Origin of the sequence: Alteribacter keqinensis (assembly GCF_003710255.1) — a bacterium.
In the GTDB taxonomy this organism is placed as follows: Bacteria; Bacillota; Bacilli; order Bacillales; family Salisediminibacteriaceae; genus Alteribacter; species Alteribacter keqinensis.
This window is the reverse complement of record NZ_RHIB01000002.1, coordinates 712004-731860: the sequence shown is the minus strand read 5'-3', so window position 1 is coordinate 731860 and position 19857 is coordinate 712004. Positions and strand designations below refer to the sequence as shown.

Genomic DNA, 19857 nt, shown 5'->3' with positions numbered 1-19857 from the left:
AATAACAGACAATCTTATATGGCGTAAGGAGGAAAAGTAATGTTTATTCAATTGAAAACAACCACAGTAGTAGAGGGTCACAGTGAGAAAATGGTAGAGAGGTTTGCCGGGAAGGGAATTATTGAAGAACAGCCCGGATTTCTCGCTCAAAGTGTACTTAGAAAAAAAACAACGTCGGGGAAATGAAGAAGTGATTGTTATGATCCGGTAGGAGTCTGAAGAGGACTGGAAAGCCTGGGAAACAAGTGATGTACACCTTGCAGGACACAGGGAAAACCGCGGTAAACCAAAACCCTCTTTTATCGTCGAAAGCAAGCAGGATGTCTATCACGTACTCAGTCAAAAGGGAGCTTCTCTATAAATTGTTTGAGAGGAATAGGAGGAGAATCAATTGAGTGTGTTTCATGTTTCATCTTTTTCTCTAAAGCAGGGAGAGCAAAGAAGAATCAATCTTTGGCTGAGCTGAGAAGAGTAGAGTAGAGAAAATTTCACTCTGTATCAGAAGGCTCATAAGCTGGTTGATGTTCATCCGGGTTTTCTTCAGCTCTTTGCGGTCAATCTTCCCATCACGGATGACAATCGCAGGCTTTCCTTCCAAGGGTCCCCTCAGCCCCTTCATCTTCAATAATCCTTTTTCCATAATCACAAGGAGGATTCCCCATAGGAAAATGGAGTAGACGATAAAATAGACAGGAACGTTTTGTTCAAAGACGGCATTTCCAAGAAGCTCAGACAATACAATTGGTGAAACAAAGTCAAAAGGAGTGAGCTGGTTGATGGTCGTTCGTCCAAGCAGTCTTGTAATGAGAAAGAGAAAGAAGAATTCGAGAATGAGCTTGATGGTCATATCAAGAAAAGAAGGCTCCATGAGAGATACTCTCCAAACGTAAAGGGTTTTCTTTAGTAATTACAGATTTAGAGAGTTGTATTCTTGGAGATTGATAGAAGGGGAGGTTTTTATGGAGAGCTTTTGTGGATTTATGGAGAACTTTGGACGATTTATGCAGACTTAGCGGAAGTTTATGGAGAATTGCTGGTTTATTATGCAGACTTTCAGCCGATTTAAAGAGAATACGACATTTTTCGATACAAACTGGAAGAAGCACGAGTACCTCTGCCGGCCCCCGGGCTTCTTCTAAAATACTACAACACCATCCTCAGGAAATCCTGAGTACGCGGGTTCTGAGGGTTATCAAAAATCTCCTCCGGTTTGCCTTCTTCCATGATTTTTCCCTGGTCCATAAAGATTACACGGTCGCCCATCTCCCGGGCGAATCCCATTTCGTGTGTAACAACGACCATGGTCATTCCTTCTTTGGCAAGATCTTTCATGGCTTCCAGAACGCCGCCGACAAGCTCCGGATCGAGAGCCGAAGTAGGCTCATCGAAGAGCATTACTTTTGGATTCATGGCAAGAGCACGGGCAATGGCGACACGCTGCTTTTGTCCGCCGGATAAGCTTCCTGGATACACATGAGCTTTATCGGAAAGACCGACTTTTTCCAGTAAGGCAAGAGCCAGTTCTTCGGTTTCGGCTTTTTTCATTTCCTTCACTTTTAACGGCCCAAGCATGACGTTCTCAAGGACAGTCATATGAGGGAACAGGTTAAAATGCTGAAATACCATACCTACCCGGGATCTGAGTTTATTGATGTTCACTTTTGGATCGGTCAGCTTCTCTCCATCAATGACAACTTCACCTGAAGTAATTTCTTCAAGCATATTAAGACAGCGGAGAAACGTACTTTTACCTGATCCGGAGGGGCCGATAACACAGACCACTTCTTTTTCTTTCACATCTGCATCAATGCCTTTTAATACTTCCAGGTCACCAAACGACTTATGTAAATCTCTGACTTGTATCATTATACGTCCAACTTCCTTTCAATACGCCTCAGTATTACCATGGCCGGTATTGTAATTACCAGATATGCAAGACAAAGCATGATATACGGTACGAACGGACTCGCTGTGGTGCTTACGTACTGTCTGATGAGATAGGTTACTTCATTTAATGAAATAATCGCAAAGATTGATGTATCTTTCAAACTGATGATGAACTGGTTTCCAAGTGGCGGGATCATGCGGCGGAATGCCTGCGGCCAGATGATATACCGCATCGTCTGGGAAGAACTCAGGCCGATTGAGCGGCCGGCCTCGGTCTGTCCTTTATCAATGGATTCGACACCACCGCGGACAATCTCAGCGATATAGGCACCTGCGTTAATCGCGATGGCAATAATACCGGCTGTGACAGCACTGAAGTTAATACCGACAAAATCAGATATACCAAAGTATAAAAAGAGTGCCTGCACGAGAATCGGTGTCCCGCGTACAAGCTCGATATAAACGGTCGCAATGCCGTAAATGATTTTGTTATTGGACAGCCTCATCATTCCGGTGAGGGCTCCGATAATAAATCCGAAGAAGAAGCCGGAGAACGTGATGAAGATGGTTAATTGTAACCCTCGGTAAATAAAAGGGAGGGTACCTGAAATATGCGGGCTTAAAAAATCGAACATCCTGTTTTAACCTCCCGTATGAAAGTAAACGGCGCAACAAGCATGTTACTCGTTGCGCCGCCCTTAAAACTTTATTGAGCTATCATGATTATTCCTCGTTAGATGGGCGCTCACCGAACCATTCTTCATAAATATCACCGTACGAACCGTCTTCCATCATTTCAGCCAGAGCTTCGTTTACCTGCTCAGTAAGCTCGGAGCCTGATGGGAAGGCAATCCCGTACTGCTCACCTGTCAATGTGTCACCAACGGTCTTCATATCGCCAAGGGCTTCCGTTTCGATGTAGTAAAGGACGTTTGGCAGGTCATAGATAACTGCGTCCACACGGCCTGCAGTAAGGTCCTGATACGCATTCACGATATCCGGGAATGTCTGGATCTGAGCGTCCGTATTCTCTTCCAGATAATCGTAACTTGTTGTAGCAGCACGTGTGGCAACAGGTCTGCCGTCTACATCGTCAACAGACTGAATTTCCTCTTCATCAGCACGGACAGCCAGGATAAGACCTGCATCATAATAAGGGTCAGAGAAGTCGAAGTTCTCCGCACGCTCTTCTGTAATCGTCATACCGGCAATGCCGATATCGTAACGGCCTGTTCCCATTCCAGAAACAATTCCGTCAAACTCTACCGTTTCAAGGTTAATGTCAAATCCAACCCGGTCGGCAATAGCATGGATGAGGTCGATATCAAACCCTTCCATCTCGCCTGTTTCTGTGTTGAGAAACTCAAATGGAACGTAGTTTGTGTCTGTTGCGACTGTGTACTCGGGACGATCTTCTTCTGCCTCTGCTTCACCGGCTTCGTCTCCGCCTGTTTCATCGGCTCCTCCACAGGCTGCAAGTACGGCAGCTGCCATAAAAAACGGCAGACCAAATAGTCTTTTTTTCACGTCGTAATCCCCCTCTGTTTTTATTTGTAAATTAAAATTCTCCCGAATGAATAATCTTAATTTACAAAAAATTCTCACCTAACCTAAATTCTTCAAAAAACGACGAATTCCTCTGACTATTTCAAAAAAATTTTTAAACCCTTGTCATTTCTGATGAAAAAACAGATGTAAGCGCTTTATTAAAGGGTTTCTGAGTGTGTAAAGTTTTATGACACAGGTTTTTCATGCTATACTATTTGAAATTATAGAATTGACAAAATAGACTTACGATTTAGAAGGAGGGCGTTTCCATGAGAAAACACGGATATCCTGTAAAGCAGGGATTATACGACCCGGTGAATGAACATGAAGCTTGCGGCATTGGAATGATTGCGAATATTGATGGTAGTAAATCTCATGCGATCGTCCAGAATGCGATTAACATTTTGAGTAATCTGGAACACAGGGGAGGTCAGTCAGCAGATGTAAGTACCGGTGACGGGGCTGGTATCTTGACCCAGATCCCGCACCGTTTTTTTGTGAAGCAATGTGACAGAGAAGACATTGTTCTCCCTGATGAAGGGGAATACGGTATCGGTATGGTCTTTCTGCCTGAAGATCAGGATACACGGATGAAGTGTAAAGCGATCTTTGAAGAGATTATTAAAGAGGAAGGACAGACATTCCTTGGCTGGCGTACTGTTCCTGTTAACGATTCGTTTGTGGGAATTGAAGCGAAAAAAACGAAGCCTGCCATCCGTCAGGTGTTTATCCGCTGCTCACAAAAGATAAATGACCAAGACGAGTTTGAACGTCGTCTGTATATTATCCGAAAGCGTACGGAGATTGAAATTTCAAAACGCCTGAAAGGGCAGGATGCTTTTTACATCAGCAGTCTGTCAACCCGTACGATCGTTTATAAGGGAATGCTTGTACCTGAGCAGCTTGACTCCTTTTATATCGACCTGAACCATCCGGAGTTTAAGAGTGCTTTGGCACTTGTACACTCCCGTTTCAGTACAAATACGTTCCCAAGCTGGAAACGGTCGCACCCGAACCGTTATACGATCCACAACGGAGAATTCAATACCCTTCGCGGGAATGTAAACTGGATGCGTGCCCGACAGCAGCTTTGTGCGTCTGAATATTTTGAAGAGGAAGACCTCAAGAAGATTCTTCCGGTTATTGATAAAAACGGCAGTGACTCGTCCATGTTTGACAACTGCTTCGAGTTTTTACACCTTTCCGGACGTTCTCTTGCCCACACTGCCATGATGATGGTGCCTGAACCTTGGGCAAATGATGAAACAATAGATGAAAGAAAACGGGATTTTTATGAATACCACAGCACATTGATGGAGCCGTGGGACGGTCCTGCAGCCCTTGTTTATACAGATGGGAAGCAGATTGGTGCCACCCTTGACCGCAATGGTCTCCGTCCGGCACGTTACTATGTGACGAAGGACGGCATGATCGTCCTCGGATCAGAAGTTGGTGCTCTTGATATTTTTGCTGACGATATTGAAATCAAAGACCGCCTCACCCCGGGGAAAATGCTCCTTGTTGATCTGGAGAAAGGCCGGATTATTCCTGATGAAGAGATTAAACTTGAAATAGCAGGCGAACAGCCGTATAAAGAGTGGGTCAATGACAACCTGCGTAACCTGGAAGATCTTCCTGAGTCTCCGATTCAAGCAGGACCAGTTGAGAATCTCCGGGAGCAGCAGCTGGCATTCGGCTATACACAGGAAGAGCTTAACAAGATTCTGAAGCCCCTTGTATCCGGGGGAAAAGACCCCGTCGGCTCAATGGGTTACGATTCACCGCTTGCGGTGCTGTCAAAGAAACCACAACTATTGTATAACTACTTTAAGCAGCTGTTTGCCCAGGTAACAAACCCTCCGATTGATGCCATCCGGGAAGAGATTATCACGATGGTGCAGACAACAATCGGGGCAGAAGGAAGCCTTGTGAATCCGAAACCTGAAAGCTGCAGACACATTCGCTTAAAGACACCGGTTCTCGCCAATTCCGAGCTGGAGAAGCTCCGTGTTCAGTCAGAAGAGGGCTTCAAAGCCGAAACCCTCTCCATCCTTTTTGACGCAAAAGGGGAAGGAGAAATGGACGCGGCATTGGAATCACTCTTTGAAAAAGCCGAGCGTGCCTATGAGGACGGCGCCACCCTGATTATCTTATCGGACCGTGGTGTCTCTCAGGAAAAAGCACCGATTCCGGCACTTCTTGCTGTATCGGGTCTGCACCACCACCTGATCCGTAAAGGGATCAGGACAAGAGTCAGCATTATTCTTGAATCAGGTGAGCCGAGAGAAGTCCATCACTTTGCGACCCTTCTCGGTTACGGAGCAGAGGGTATCAACCCTTACCTTGCTTTTGAAACCCTCGAAGATATGCGTGAAACAGGGCAGATTGAGCTTTCTTCTTATGAAGAAACTGAAAAACGCTTTGTTTCCGGTGTAACCGACGGGGTTATTAAAGTACTTTCCAAAATGGGGATTTCAACAATTCAAAGTTACAGAGGAGCTCAGATCTTTGAAGCAGTAGGTATTCACCCGGATGTGATTGAGAAGTACTTTACACGTACAGCCTCACGTCTCGGGGGAATCAAGACCGACATGATCGCAAAAGAAGTGCTCATGCGCCATTCCCGCGCTTTTGAAGAAAAGAGAGGCTCTGATGAGCGCCTTGAGGTAGGGGATGAATTCCAATACCGTGAGAAAGGCGAGGATCACCAGTACAATCCAAAAACCATTCATATGCTCCAGCACGCCTGCCGTTCAGGAGACTATGAGCTGTTTAAGCAGTATTCAAAACTATTAACCGATGAAAATAATAACCTTCAGTCTCTTCGCGGACTGCTGTCATTTAAAAAGCGCAAGTCAATCCCGCTTGAAGAAGTGGAATCGGTTGAAGCAATCTGTAAGAGATTTAAAACCGGTGCCATGTCCTTCGGTGCGATCAGCCAGGAAGCTCACGAAGCTCTTGCTATTGCCATGAACCGTATCGGCGGCGCCAGCAACTCCGGTGAAGGCGGAGAGAACCCTGAGCGTTTCACAGCGGATGCGAATGGAGACCTGCGCCGAAGCTCCATTAAACAGGTGGCTTCTGGACGCTTCGGTGTAACGAGTCATTACCTTGTGAATGCCGATGAAATTCAGATTAAGATTGCCCAGGGTGCGAAGCCCGGTGAAGGGGGACATCTGCCAGGTAAAAAAGTGTACCCGTGGATCGCAGAAGTTCGTGGTTCCACTACCGGCGTAGAGCTTATTTCACCACCGCCGCACCATGATATTTATTCGATCGAAGACCTGGCTGAACTGATTCATAACCTAAAAAATGCCAATCCTCGTGCGCGTATCAGCGTGAAGCTCGTTTCTGCCGTCGGCGTTGGAACGATTGCTGCCGGAGTGGCCAAAGGTAGGGCAGACCTCGTTCTGATCAGCGGCTACGATGGAGGAACCGGGGCCGCACCACGCTCCAGCATTAAGCACACAGGACTGCCTTGGGAAATCGGTCTTGCCGAAACGCATCAGACCCTTCTTTTGAATCATCTACGCGACAGAATCGTCGTAGAGACAGACGGGAAACTGATGACGGGAAGAGACGTTGTCGTTGCTTCCTTACTGGGTGCCGAAGAATTTGGTTTCTCAACTGCACCTCTTGTTGTTTTAGGCTGTGTAATGATGCGCGTCTGTCACCTGGACACATGTCCGGTCGGTGTAGCAACCCAAAACCCTGAGCTTCGTAAAAAGTTCACAGGAGAAGCGGATCACATCGTAAACTTCATGCGCTTTATTGCTATGGAAGCCCGGGAATTGATGGCAGAGCTTGGCTTCAGATCGATCGAAGAGATGGTTGGTCATACAGAAGTTCTCGAGGCCAATAAGGCCATTGATCACTGGAAAGCTAAAGATGTAGATCTGACGGCTCTCCTTCACAAGCCTGATGTTCCGGAATCTGTAAGCCGTTTTAAGACAATCGACCAGAATCATGGTCTGGATAAAGCCCTTGATAACCAGGAGCTTATTCCTCTTTGCCGCAATGCCCTAGATAAAGGAGAGCCTTTTGAGGCTACACTTGCGATCCGGAACATTAACCGTGTAACGGGGACGATTCTCGGCAGCGAGGTGACCCGCCGTTATGGTCGCGAAGGATTGAGTGAAGATACGATCCGCCTTACGTTTAAAGGTTCAGCCGGACAGAGCTTCGGTGCCTACATTCCTAGAGGGATGACTCTCCGTCTTGTTGGAGATGCGAATGATTACGTCGGAAAAGGTCTTTCCGGCGGGAAGGTCATCGTCCATCCGTCGAACCGGGCCACGTTTAAAGCAGAAGATAATATTATTATCGGTAACGTGTGTTTCTATGGTGCGTCAGGCGGGGATGCCTATATCCAAGGGATTGCCGGTGAGCGTTTCTGCGTAAGAAACAGCGGTGCAAATGTGGTTGTAGAAGGTGTCGGTGATCACGGATGCGAATATATGACTGGCGGTAAAGTCGTGATTCTTGGCGAAACCGGACGTAACTTCGCTGCCGGTATGAGCGGCGGTGTGGCATATGTTCTTGATGAAAAAGGGACGTTTGCCCAGAAGTGTAACCGTGACGGGGTCCTTCTTCAGCCTGTCACCAGTGCCGAGGAAAAAGAAGCCGTCTTCAAGATGATTGAAAAGCATCTTCACTATACAAACAGTTCGAATGCCCGTCGCATTCTTCATAACTGGAATGGGATGATCCAAAACTTCGTCAGAGTTATTCCGAAGCACTATGAGGAGATGAAAAACCGTATTGAATACTTCGAAAATACGGGACTCGAGAGAGACGAGGCAGAGATGAAAGCTTTTGAAGAAAGTCAGAAACCAAAAGTGTCGGCATTAACGTAATTTGATAAGGAGGGTGAGAGGATGGGAAAGCCAACAGGATTTTTGGAATACAGCCGAAAAACCCAGCATGAGCGCGATCCAAAGTCGCGGATAAAAGACTGGGATGACTATACAAAACCGATGCCGGAAGAAGAACTGAAGCAACAGGGCGCACGTTGCATGGACTGCGGCGTGCCGACCTGTCACACAGGCATGGAACTGAATGGTGTAACGACAGGATGTCCTGTCTATCACCTTATTCCGGAATGGAACGACCTGGTGTATCAGGGACAGTGGAAAGAAGCACTGAAAAAAGAACACGAAATGAACAACTTCCCGGAGTTTACCGGATTTGCTTGTCCGGCTCCTTGTGAAGGGGCCTGTGTACTGGGAATTAATGAGCCTCCTGTAGCAATTCGTACCGTAGAGCGTTCCATTATTGAGAAAGGCTTTGCTGAAGGATGGGTCGTTCCTGAGCCCCCTGAAAAGCGCACAGGAAAACGGATAGCTGTAGTAGGATCCGGCCCGGCCGGTCTGGCCGCTGCCGCCCAGCTTAACAAAGCAGGCCACTCTGTTACGGTATATGAGCGGCATGACCGTATCGGCGGACTTCTCACGTACGGAATTCCTGAAATGAAGCTTCCTTACGAAGTTGTTGAACGCCGTGTGAATATTCTTCGTGAAGAGGGTATTGAGTTCGTGACCAATACTGAGATTGGCAAGGATATTACGTCCGATGAACTTGAAGCAGAACACGATGCTGTCATTCTCTGCGGAGGTGCCACGGTTCACCGTGACGTTCCTGCTGAAGGCAGTGACCTGAAAGGCATTCACTATGCAATGGATTTCCTCCATGCGAATACTAAAAGCCTTCTGGACTCAAACCTTGAGGACGGCAACTACATCAGCGCAAAAGACAGAGATGTGATTGTTATCGGGGGTGGAGATACAGGGACGGACTGTCTCGCCACATCGGTAAGGCACAACTGCAGAAGCTTGACTCAGTTTGATATTTACGATAAGAAAGTGGATACACGAGATGCGGTAGGGAACCCGTGGCCGCAGTACCCGATTATTCACCGTATTGAATACGGCCAGAAGGAAGCGGAAGCAGTGTTCGGCCGCGACCCTCGTGCCTACGCTGTCATGACGAAGAAGTTTGTCGGGGATGAGAACGGCCGCGTGAAGGAAGTTCATACTGTTAACGTCCGTTTGACAAAAGACGAAGACGGTAACCGTCTGCGTGAAGAAATTCCAGGGACAGAAAAAGTATGGAAAGCCGATCTTGTTCTTCTTGCTATTGGCTTTAGTGGTCCTGAGCAGGAACTTCTTGAGCAAATGGAGATTGAAACAGACGACCGTACCCGAGTGAAAGCGGAGTATGGCAAGTACAAAACGAACAAAGACGGGGTGTTTGCTGCGGGTGACATGCGCCGTGGTCAGAGTCTGATCGTCTGGGCGATCAACGAAGGCCGGGAAGCAGCCCGGGAATGTGACCGTTATTTAATGGGATCAACGCAACTGCCGTAGCAGATATAGGTGAAAGCACTCGCTCCTTTTTGGAGCGGGTGTTTTTAGTGTGTGGTTTTTTCCGGGGAAGGGGGGATTTTTGGCTAAACCGTTAATAATGAAAGTGAAGCCGTTAAATAGGAGGGCAAAACCGCGAATCCGAGTGACCAAGCCGTTAATCGAGCACATGAAGCCGTTAATCCCCTCTCAATGCTTCAGCCACATATTATGCATCCATTACTAATTGCAAATCTATTGCTAAAGCCAATCATTCTACCAATATTGGTTATAATTCTACCCGAAAAGCTAATAATTCTACCGAAATCCTCTTTTATTCTACAGATCGGTTGAAACTAGCTACGATAACTATGAAGGGTTTATGAAGTGGGCGATTGAGAAAGAGAAGCTATTAACCTTTGAATTTTTCATCTCTTCGGAACAAGCAAGCTGGGAGTAGGCCGAAACAATAAAGCGAGAAAAAAGCCATGGATCTCAGATCCATGGCTTCGTTATAGCGGTCGACTCTCTATGACGCTTTCGCTCCTTCTCCGTCATCCTCACGTTTTTCCTCTGATTCTGACACCATGACGGCACATGTAGCGTCTCCGGTAATGTTAACCGCTGTACGTAGCATATCTAGAATACGGTCTACACCGAGAACAAGGGCAATTCCTTCGACAGGAAGTCCAACGGATGTAAGGACCATAGCAAGCATGATCATTCCGACTCCAGGCACACCAGCCGTACCGATACTTGCAAGGGTAGCAGTCAGGATAACAGTCAGCAAATCACCAAAAGAAAGACTTTGAGCGTATACTTGAGCAATAAAGACTGTTGCCACTGCCTGCATAATCGCTGTTCCATCCATGTTAATTGTTGAACCAAGTGGCTGTACAAAGCTGCTCACAGGTTTGGAAACCCGTAAATCATCCTGTGCCACACGCATGGAAACAGGAAGCACAGCACTGCTGCTTGACGTACTGAACGCCACAATCATGGCAGGGAAGAACTTTCGTACAAACTCAATCGGGCTCCGCTTTGCAATAAACGCTATAACAGATCCGTAGGTGATCACCGCATGAAGGAGAAGGGCCAGAATAACAGCAGCCATATACAAAAGCATCGCCTGAAGGGCGGACATACCCAGTTCTCCAATCGCAGAGGCGATCAGGGCGAATGCACCGACCGGCGCAAGATACATGACGATTTTTACGAGAAACATCATGATCTCGTTTCCTTGTTCTATGAGCTTTAATACACCGGCTGTTTTGTCACCGAGTCTTGCAAGGGCAAAGCCTATGAGCACGGCAAAGGCGATGATTTGAAGCATTTCTCCGTCAGCCATTGCCTGGACCGGATTTTCCGGAATGATATTAAGAAGCGTGTCCATAATAGGCGGCGCTTCTTCTGCCTCGTAGTCGGCTGTTTCTGTCTCGAAACCGCCGCCGGCCCCCGGCTGAATAAGAAAAGCCATTGACAGCCCAATACCGAGTGCGAGAGCAGTCGTTATTAAGTAAAATCCGACAGTCTTACCACCGATCCGGCCGAGTTTTTTCGGATCGCTCACACTCGCTGTACCTAAAATAATTGAAAAGAGTACGAGTGGCACAACAAGCATTGTAATCGAATTAATAAACAGTGTACCTAGTGGTGTAAAGGCATAATTATCTGCATATTGAAACAATTCAGGAGCGAATAAATTAAACCCTATTCCAGTGAATAATCCCAGAATTAAAGCTATGATGATATTCCTGGTTAACTTCATAATTTTTCCTCCTACAAATACTAGATTTTTAGACAAGATTTCTTTTATTATAAAACTAAACAACACCACACTTCCCACGCGAGAATTTCGTTTTTTATAAAAAAGTATGTATTTTTGAAACCATTAAGGTGAAAATCCCCTTTTTTCATAAGAAAGAAACCTTAAACACAAAAAAAGAAGAGCCCATTATATGGAACACTCTTCATTGCTTGTGAGACCTATTTAATTTTATATTGGCAGCGATTTTCCTGCACTGAGGACGTATTTTACCGGGACGCCAGCCTCTATGTAACTCCTCGCAATCTTCCATTCTCCGTCACTTGAATCTTGTTTAAATGTTTCATAAAACAAATTAGCCCCCTTTAAAATACTCTTCATCAATTATGAGTGAAGCTGTTAGTGTAACGATAGCCTCATCCTAGCGAATCTGAACGGAGTGAAGCACACGAACATCCCATATGGCATCATTTTCCCTAACAAATTGAAATCCCTGCCGCCAACCTTCCAAACATTCTCTATATTCAAAGTCAACCAACTTCCCGCCCATCATTTCTCTGCCCTGATATTCAGAGGAGATAAAATGAGACAACTCTTCTAAAGATGATTGCTGCCACGCACTGACAAACCTTTCAATACTGCTTTTTAAAGATTCTTCCATATCTTATGCGCCTCCTGTTTGTCCCTTAATCGGGGAGTTTTTATTGAGAAACAAAGTTGCTCATTTAACATCTACCTGCTTCGTACCGATAAAAAAGATAAGCAAATGAAGGATATTACTAATCTATAAATAACATTTAATAAAATATTTTCCATTTATTATACCTCACCTATCCCCTGGCTTAAAGACAGGATTTTCTCACATTATGTCGAATAAAAATAAACAACAGCAGGGATCTTGGAAAAAGGAACAATCTAAAAAGCGAGGTGATCGTCGTGGAAGAGCAATCAAGGTATTCCCGTCTGGCTCAAATTACAAAACTCATTAATATGAAACTTGAATTACGTGAGGTTCTCCAACAGGTAACTACGGCTATATCTGAAGAAATTGTCCAGTGTGATTCGGTAGGTATTTATTTGCCACAGGAAGATGGTTCTTTCAGAGGGTTTGTGGGCAAACCGGAGACGATAGCGGGCATGACCCTGGATCAGCACGTCATTGAAACCGAACATGATTTGCTGGCAAAAGAAGTGATAGAAACGCAAAGGGCAATTTATATTCCTGACACGTCACAGGATACACGCCCGGATCAGCGTGCGGTACATGCATTCAAAATTAAATCATTACTCGTTTTGCCGATCTCTTACGAAGGGAAATTGTTCGGCCTCGTCTTTTTGTTTGACTATGGAATCCCGATGAATTTAACAGAGAATGAAATCCAAACGGTAGAAGCCTATGTGAACATGGCTGCTGTAGCGATTCAAAATGCAGAAAACCTGTCCCGCAAGGAGGAACTGATAAAGCAAAAGCAGCTCCTTTTGGATGTGACCAGTGAGCTTTCCATGTGTTCGGAAATGCAGGAAGCGTTGGATATCTGTTTTCACTACCTTGCCCTCGTCCTGAATAATACAAATATCGGCCTTCATATGCTGGATCCAATGGCTGAGAAAAAGATCAAACCACAAAGCTTGAGCAAAGACAGTGACTGGACAGAAGAAGCTTGGAAGAAGACACATAAGAAGGCAAATATCGATATTTACAAAGACAAGGCACTTGGGGAAGTGATCCGAACGAAAAAAGCCCTCCTTATCCCGGATGTGATGGCGGACCCTCGTCCAAACCACGATGTATGCCGACAGTTTGGGATTAAAGGGATGTTTGTCCTCCCCGTCGTGACTACCGGTAAAGTCCTCGGTCTTATTCCAGTGGTGAATCTAAAAGAAGCGGGTTACACCTATACAGAGACCCAGCAGAAGCTGGCACAATCGGTTGTTGATATCACGGCCGGTACATTATCCAATTTGCTGTTCATGGAAAGACAAGAACTGATTATTCAGGAAAGAACGGCGGAAATAAGCAGAAAGAACGAAGAGCTGAACAATGCTGTAGAAGAATTGCAGCATTTAAGCCGGGAAAAAGAACTGATTTTAAACTCTGCCGGAGAAGGAATCTTCGGACTTGACCGCAATGGCAATATTACGTTTTGCAACCCGGCGAGTACAGACATGCTTGGCTATGAATCAGCAGAGGAACTCGTCGGCAGACCATATACAGTTATATTCAAGAGAAAAGGAAGCACTGCAGATGAAAGGGGAAAACTCAATTCTGAACGGCATGACCACGATTCAGTAGAAACGTTTTTTCGGAAGGACAACAGCTCTTTTCCGGTAGAATACGTCATCTCTTCTATAATAAAGGAAGGGGACATTATCGGTGATGTCGTTACGTTCAAAGACATTACAAGAAGAAAAGAGCTTGAAGAAGAAATTAAATATCATGCTTATTATGACAGTTTGACAGATTTGCCTAATCGGCTGCTGCTTCACGACAGGCTTACCCAGAGTATTACGTACTCCAAGCTTCACGAGGAACAACTGGCTGTCCTTTTTCTCGATCTCGACCGTTTTAAGGTGGTCAATGATACGTACGGACATAGTTTTGGAGATGCCCTGTTAAAGGAAGTGGCTGAACGGCTCTGCAGTTCAGTACCTTCAGGAGCCACCGTTTCAAGACAGGGGGGAGATGAGTTTACGGTCGTGATTCAAAATGTCCAGTCAAAAGGAGAACTTGTAAGTGTTGTTGACCGAATGAATCTCGCTTTCTCAAAGCCGATTATTATTGAAGGCCATGAAGTGAATGTAAAAAAGAGCATTGGAATCAGTTTATATCCCGAACATGGAGAAACAACAGAAGAGCTCATTAAAAATGCTGATGCAGCCATGTACAAGGCAAAAGAATTATCCGGAAACAACTATCATTTTTATCAGGAAAAAAACGATACACCGGCTGTACAGCAAATGGAGCTCGAAAACGCCCTCTATAAGGCACTGGATCAGGAAGAACTTGAAGTTTATTATCAGCCCCAGGTGAATTATAAAACAGGAGAAGTGATTGGTGCTGAAGCGCTTCTTCGCTGGCATCATTCCGAAAAGGGGCTTATTTCCCCGGCTGACTTTATTCCCATCGCTGAAGAAACAGGACTCATCGTACCCATCGGTGAATGGGTAATAAAAACGGCGTGCAGACAGTTGAAATCCTGGCAGCTGCAAGGAAGCAGGCAGATGGGCGTCTCAGTAAACCTGACCGTGCGTGAGTTTGAACAGGCGGACTTGTTCTCTAAAGTGAAAGACATTATTGAAGAAACCGGACTCGATCCATCATGCCTGAAACTTGAAATTACAGAAAATCAAATTATTAAACATACAGAATCCACCTTAAATAGGCTGGAACTGTTTAAAAACTACGGAATCGATGTTTCCATTGATGATTTTGGCACGGGCTACTCCTCTTTATCCTACTTAAGAAGGTTTCCAATTCAGACGTTAAAAATCGATAAAACCTTTGTCCAGGATATTAAAAGCAGTGAAGACGAAGCTCCGATCGCAAGTACGATCATTACTCTGGCACAGAATTTAAACATGGATGTCATTGCAGAAGGGGTGGAAACAAAGGAACAAGCTTTATTTTTAAGTTCGAGAGGCTGTTACCTCATGCAGGGTTTCTACTTCAGCCGCCCTCTTGGGGCTCTGTTATTTGAGGAAAAATACATTACCAATTGTGAAGCAGTCAACTAGAGGAGGAAATAGAATGAAAGCTGTAAGGGGTGTACTGGATTATTTGAAATCCGGCGGAGTGGAATATATATTTGGAATTCCCGCAGGTTCTGTAAATGCTTTCTTTAATGAACTGTATGATATGCCGGAGCTCATTCCTGTTGTGACAAAGCATGAAGGGGCAGCGGGGTACATGGCTTGCGCTTATGCCAAATATAAACAGGAGCTTGGCGTGTGCATCAGCTGCAGCGGTCCGGGTGCCACGAACATGGTAACCGGAGCAGCCAATGCCATGCGCGAACATCTGCCCGTGCTGTTTTTAACAGGAGCTGTACCTGTAAGGACGATGGGGTTAAATGCTTCTCAAGAGCTCGATGCGCATCCTGTGTTTGAACCTGTGACCAAATACAGTGTGACAGTGACAAGGGCGGAAGACTTACTTACAGAAGTAGCAAAAGCAACAGACATCGCCCTCTCGGGAGTCCCGGGTCCCGTTCATGTGGCGATGCCCATTGACGTGCAGCTGGGTGATATTGAGGAGATGAAGCTTCCTGAATTCCCAGCCGGACGAATGCCGGTCGTCCCTCAGGCAGAAACGATTGCTCAAGTGGCAAAAGAGCTGAGTATGCGTGAAAAAGGTATTGTTTTTGCGGGACAGGGAATTCGTCATGTGAGCGAACAAGTCATACAAGTGGCCGAGCTTCTCGGCTGGCCGATCGTCACTTCCCCTCAGGCAAAAGGGTTTATTCGAAGCGATCATCCTTTAGCAGCTGGTGTTTTTGGCTTTGCCGGTCACGAAAACGTGTCTTCCTTGATTCATAGGAGTGGTGAAGAAGAGGGATTGCTCGTGCTTGGTTCAAGTTTGGGTGAAACAGCAACGAATAATTGGAACCCAAACTTAACGGAAGGACGATTTACAATCCAGATGGACTTTGACGAAACGGTGTTTAACCGAAAATACAATGTAAATATTCCGGTCCTCGGGGATCTTGACCTGAGTCTGTTGTTTTTAATTAATGAATTGAAGGCATTGGGCCTGGAAAGAAAAGAGACCGCTTGTGTAAACAATGAGTTTAATCTTTATGGAACAGATGAATATACGACACGTAATGTCATGCTTGCTTTGCAGGAGAAGGTACCTTCGACCACCCGCTACACCATCGATATTGGGGAGTTCATGGCCTATGTGATCCACGATATGGGTGTGAAAGAACCAGCGACATTTGATATCAACGTCCATTTTGGAGCGATGGGAAGCGGAATCGGCTCGGCGATCGGATCCGCTCTTGCTGAACCGGACCGCCCTGTGGTGAACATTACCGGGGATGGCTGTTTCTTCATGCACGGCATGGAAGTACTGACTGCGAAGGAATACAAGCTTCCTATTTTGTTTGTGGTCATGAACAACGCACGCCTTGGGATGGTCTATCACGGTCATACTTTACAATACAAACGTTCTCACAAGGCCTTTGAACAAATCCCCGTTGATATTTCTGCTATGGCAAAGGCGATGGGTGTACCAGGCATCAGAATAAGGACGATGGAAGAGTTAGTGAACGCTGATCTCCAAAAGCTGATGACCGGTAACGGTCCATCAATAGTGGAGATCGATCTGGTTGACAACGCGGTCCCCCCGATGGGCGACAGGGTGAAGTTTCTTTCGTCGTTCGGTAAATAAGTTTGTTGAGTTGCCGTTAGGATACAGCATGGAGGCTTTTAACAATAAAATTCTAATTATTTCATAAAAGAGGATTTTCCCCTTATAATTGGCAGTAGAGCAAATTTAAATGAAGAGGGGACCTATTGTGAAAAACGTAAAACTGTTAGCTGCGTTGGTTTTTGTTTTATGTATCGGAGGAGGCGTGCTCTTTTCGTTCCTTCTAGGTTCTCACGGACAGGATGCATTTGGTCATGAAGCAGGGGACATCGGCTATCTGACAGAGTATGGGGAAACAGACGAAGTCATGTTTGACCTGGCTTTTGATACAACGTTTACTGCACGTGTGAACATAACGTCTCCTGAAGAAGTCGGCTACATTTATTCAGCTGTCAATATCTATGAATACGGAGAAAGAGTGGCTCATCATTTGATTGCGTCCTGGAGTTTTGATGAGCATTTTCCTTTTGAATCGAACGAACTCAGCCTTGCTGCAGGAGGACTGAAGGTGGAAGGAGAGGATGAAGGTTTACTCTGGAGTACCGTCATGCATGGGAAACACGAGACGGGAACGTATTCCCTGAAAAGTTCACTTGACCTGAGAGAGGAAGGCAGCTTTCAGGTGTGGAATTCAAATTACTCCGCACCTGTGAATGAAGGAGAACCGGTTATATACGGTTACGGTGTGGTGGAAGGGAACATGTCCTTGTACTCACACCTGCCAAACCGCGACCGCTTTTTGGAATGGGCCAAGGATCAGGAAAAAGTCATAACGTTTGAAATAATGATTACTTCCGATGAAATTGAGATGGGGAACTGGGAATAAAAAGAGACCTCTTGAAGGAACCGGGCCTGTGGGTTCGGTTCTTTTTTACCTTTTTGGGGTAAAAAAAGAAGAGGAGGTGCAGAAGATGGGCGATATCCGTATCGGAAACCAGAAACGATTACTTATTTCCATTACCCTTCTTATACCCTTTATCCTGCTGTTTAGCGGCCCTGTCAGGTCTGGAACAGCAGAATATTTCAGAGGGCTCGATTATTTAATTATAAGTATGGTGCAGAGTCTTCACAATGAAACGTTCACGACAGTCGTTTTAGCTGTTACCTTTTTAGGCGGTATTCCTGCATTAACGGGCGTTGTTGCATTGGGGGCTGTTGTATTTTTGTATTACAAGCGTTGGATAACGGCTCTTTTTTATGCGGGGGCAGTCGCTCTTGGCGGAGGATTAAATGCTTTATTAAAATGGTTGTTTCAAAGAGACAGACCGGATTTTAATCCTCTTGTCATTGAACAGGGGTTCAGCTTTCCCAGTGGGCATGCGATGGGAGCAACCATTACATATGGACTCCTTGCTTACTTTGTCGTCATTCATTTACAGGAGAAAGGAGCAAAAGCAACGGTCATTTCTGTTGCAGTGACGTTAATCCTTCTTATCGGACTTTCACGAATATATTTAGGTGTTCATTACTTTACAGACATTATTGCCGGTTTTTTAGCCGGCGCTCTTTGGATTATGATCTCGGTCTTTGTTTGGAAACGAATAACGAAAGGAAGTACGGCAGGTGTATGAAAAAGCTGTCCAAAAGGTGTTGGAACCTTTCAGACAGCTTCGGAAGCCGTATGCTCGTTTTAATCCTTAAACGTGACTACAATCTCCACAACCTCTGAGCGGCTTCCAAGGCGGAGAGGGGGTCCCCAGAAGCCGAACCCGCTTGAGACAATCGTGTGAAGTGTATCTTTTTTCAGATAACCCCAGTCCACCTCGTACATCCGGCGGGTGATCCAGTTGTTCGGATACATCTGTCCCCGGTGGGTGTGGCCGGAAAGCATGAGGTCTGCTCCGGCTTTTTCAGCACGTTCCAGCTCAAACGGCTGATGATCCAGAAGAATCACCGGCTTGGACAAATCCAATCCCCCGATCAGCTCTTCTACAGGCTTCCGGTTTTTTTCCGTCCTATCCCGCCGGCCAATAAGGTAAAAACTGCCGGCAACCTCAGTAACTTCATCGGTCAGCATCGTCACACCAGACCGGCCGAGTTCATTTAAAATCTCATTAACTTTACGCCCGTAATACTCATGATTGCCAAGAATCCCGTAAACACCATAGGTGGCTTTCAGCTCTTTCATCAAAGGTCCCATGTTCTTTTTCTGAAACACATCCGGGGAGTCATCAATAATGTCTCCAGGCAGGACAATCACATCTGCCTCCATCTTGTTGAGTTCATTTATAAGCCTGCGTAAATGGGTCTTACCTGACAGGGTGCCAAAATGCATATCTGAAGCCATACCAACCTTCAGTGATGTAAGAGAGCCGGTACGTTTCGGTAAAGAGACGGAATACGTCTGTTTTACAGGGCTGTAGGCATTAAATGTCCCTGTCAGAAAGATGCCAGCTAAGGCGGTCAAGGTAACCAGCCCTGTATATAAAACAGCTGCATCCTCGTCCACCCCTCCAATAAGAAGGGCGATGACAACAAGATTCGCAAAAGGAAATAAAAGCAGTCCGTACTGAAACAATCCAACCCAGTAAGCCCCCACCACTTTAAAAAACGTAAGGTTCACCCGGCCGATGAGGTACGCATAGGCGAGCAGAGCTGTTGCAGCTGTGTAAAGCCATACGTGTTCAAAGCCGAATGCTGTGTTCAGCCATATCCAGCCGTTCCAGCCAATATAAAATGTAAGTACATTATAGATAAGTAAGAAGATTCCAAAATTCAAAATGGCTTTTCCATTCATCGGCATTCATCCTTTGTTCTCCGGCTAGATAATCGTATCACCATTGAACCTGATCTGCTATTTTAACGTCTTAAAAACGTCCTTGGTTAATCGGAATATAACATATAAGGAAAAAGAGGGAGGGGCAGTCTCTCCGTTTCTTAAATTCAATTCAGTTGAGGTTCAGCTGACCATGGGAGATAATACTGCTATACAAATGGATTGGAGG

14 protein-coding genes and 1 pseudogene are annotated in these 19857 nt (G+C 45.7%); 8 read left to right on the top strand and 7 right to left on the bottom strand.

What is annotated here, in order from left to right; genetic code table 11:
• The first annotated feature begins 39 nt into the window (after positions 1–39).
• A pseudogene (locus EBO34_RS14875) lies at positions 40–361 on the top strand (antibiotic biosynthesis monooxygenase family protein).
• Positions 362–421: 60 nt separating this feature from the next.
• Here the strand turns inward: EBO34_RS14875 and EBO34_RS14870 are convergent.
• Positions 422–868, bottom strand: a complete 447-nt coding sequence (locus EBO34_RS14870; protein WP_122899906.1) for a DUF421 domain-containing protein — start codon at positions 866–868, stop codon at positions 422–424.
• A 63-nt stretch (positions 869–931) separates the two neighbouring features.
• Between EBO34_RS14870 and EBO34_RS21100 the strand changes: the two genes are divergently transcribed.
• Positions 932–1066, top strand: coding sequence for a hypothetical protein (locus EBO34_RS21100; RefSeq protein WP_283234593.1), 135 nt, complete (start codon positions 932–934; stop codon positions 1064–1066).
• A 77-nt stretch (positions 1067–1143) separates the two neighbouring features.
• Here EBO34_RS21100 and EBO34_RS14865 read toward each other — a convergent pair whose 3' ends face one another.
• From EBO34_RS14865 to EBO34_RS14855, 3 genes are all read right to left on the bottom strand, one after another.
• Positions 1144–1866, bottom strand: coding sequence for an amino acid ABC transporter ATP-binding protein (locus tag EBO34_RS14865; protein ID WP_122899904.1), 723 nt, complete (start codon positions 1864–1866; stop codon positions 1144–1146).
• The gene (locus tag EBO34_RS14860; protein ID WP_122899902.1) at positions 1866–2522 is read right to left on the bottom strand and encodes an amino acid ABC transporter permease; all 657 of its coding nucleotides are present in this window, start codon (positions 2520–2522) and stop codon (positions 1866–1868) included. The genes EBO34_RS14865 and EBO34_RS14860 overlap by 1 nt, the downstream gene beginning before the upstream one ends.
• 88 nt (positions 2523–2610) lie before the next feature.
• Positions 2611–3414, bottom strand: coding sequence for a glutamine ABC transporter substrate-binding protein (locus EBO34_RS14855; protein WP_249414108.1), 804 nt, complete (start codon positions 3412–3414; stop codon positions 2611–2613).
• A 290-nt stretch (positions 3415–3704) separates the two neighbouring features.
• Here EBO34_RS14855 and gltB point away from each other — a divergent pair, with 290 nt between their 5' ends.
• Both gltB and EBO34_RS14845 read left to right on the top strand, forming a co-directional pair.
• Positions 3705–8291, top strand: coding sequence for a glutamate synthase large subunit (gene gltB, locus EBO34_RS14850; protein ID WP_122899900.1), 4587 nt, complete (start codon positions 3705–3707; stop codon positions 8289–8291).
• Between the two features lie 21 nt (positions 8292–8312).
• Positions 8313–9800, top strand: coding sequence for a glutamate synthase subunit beta (locus EBO34_RS14845; protein ID WP_122899898.1), 1488 nt, complete (start codon positions 8313–8315; stop codon positions 9798–9800).
• Between the two features lie 505 nt (positions 9801–10305).
• On the opposite strand, the gene EBO34_RS14840 is transcribed toward EBO34_RS14845, so the two are convergent.
• Positions 10306–11544: a dicarboxylate/amino acid:cation symporter gene (locus EBO34_RS14840; protein ID WP_122899896.1), complete on the bottom strand. Its 1239-nt coding sequence runs from the start codon at positions 11542–11544 to the stop codon at positions 10306–10308.
• A gap of 418 nt (positions 11545–11962) precedes the next feature.
• Positions 11963–12202, bottom strand: a complete 240-nt coding sequence (locus EBO34_RS14835) for a flavoprotein (protein WP_122899894.1) — start codon at positions 12200–12202, stop codon at positions 11963–11965.
• A gap of 329 nt (positions 12203–12531) precedes the next feature.
• Between EBO34_RS14835 and EBO34_RS14830 the strand changes: the two genes are divergently transcribed.
• From EBO34_RS14830 to EBO34_RS14815, 4 genes are all read left to right on the top strand, one after another.
• On the top strand, positions 12532–15276 hold the full coding sequence (locus EBO34_RS14830; protein ID WP_122900150.1) for a bifunctional diguanylate cyclase/phosphodiesterase: 2745 nt from the start codon (positions 12532–12534) through the stop codon (positions 15274–15276).
• Positions 15277–15289: 13 nt separating this feature from the next.
• A complete protein-coding gene (locus EBO34_RS14825) occupies positions 15290–16933 on the top strand; it encodes a thiamine pyrophosphate-binding protein (RefSeq protein WP_122899892.1) in 1644 nt (547 codons plus the stop codon).
• 127 nt (positions 16934–17060) lie between these two features.
• Positions 17061–17738: a hypothetical protein gene (locus EBO34_RS14820; protein ID WP_122899890.1), complete on the top strand. Its 678-nt coding sequence runs from the start codon at positions 17061–17063 to the stop codon at positions 17736–17738.
• Positions 17739–17823: 85 nt separating this feature from the next.
• Entirely contained in the window at positions 17824–18483 is a 660-nt protein-coding gene (locus EBO34_RS14815) for a phosphatase PAP2 family protein (protein WP_183163892.1), read from the top strand.
• 59 nt (positions 18484–18542) lie between these two features.
• Here the strand turns inward: EBO34_RS14815 and EBO34_RS14810 are convergent, their stop codons facing one another.
• The gene (locus EBO34_RS14810) at positions 18543–19649 is read right to left on the bottom strand and encodes a metallophosphoesterase (RefSeq protein ID WP_122899886.1); all 1107 of its coding nucleotides are present in this window, start codon (positions 19647–19649) and stop codon (positions 18543–18545) included.
• Positions 19650–19857 lie beyond the last annotated feature (208 nt).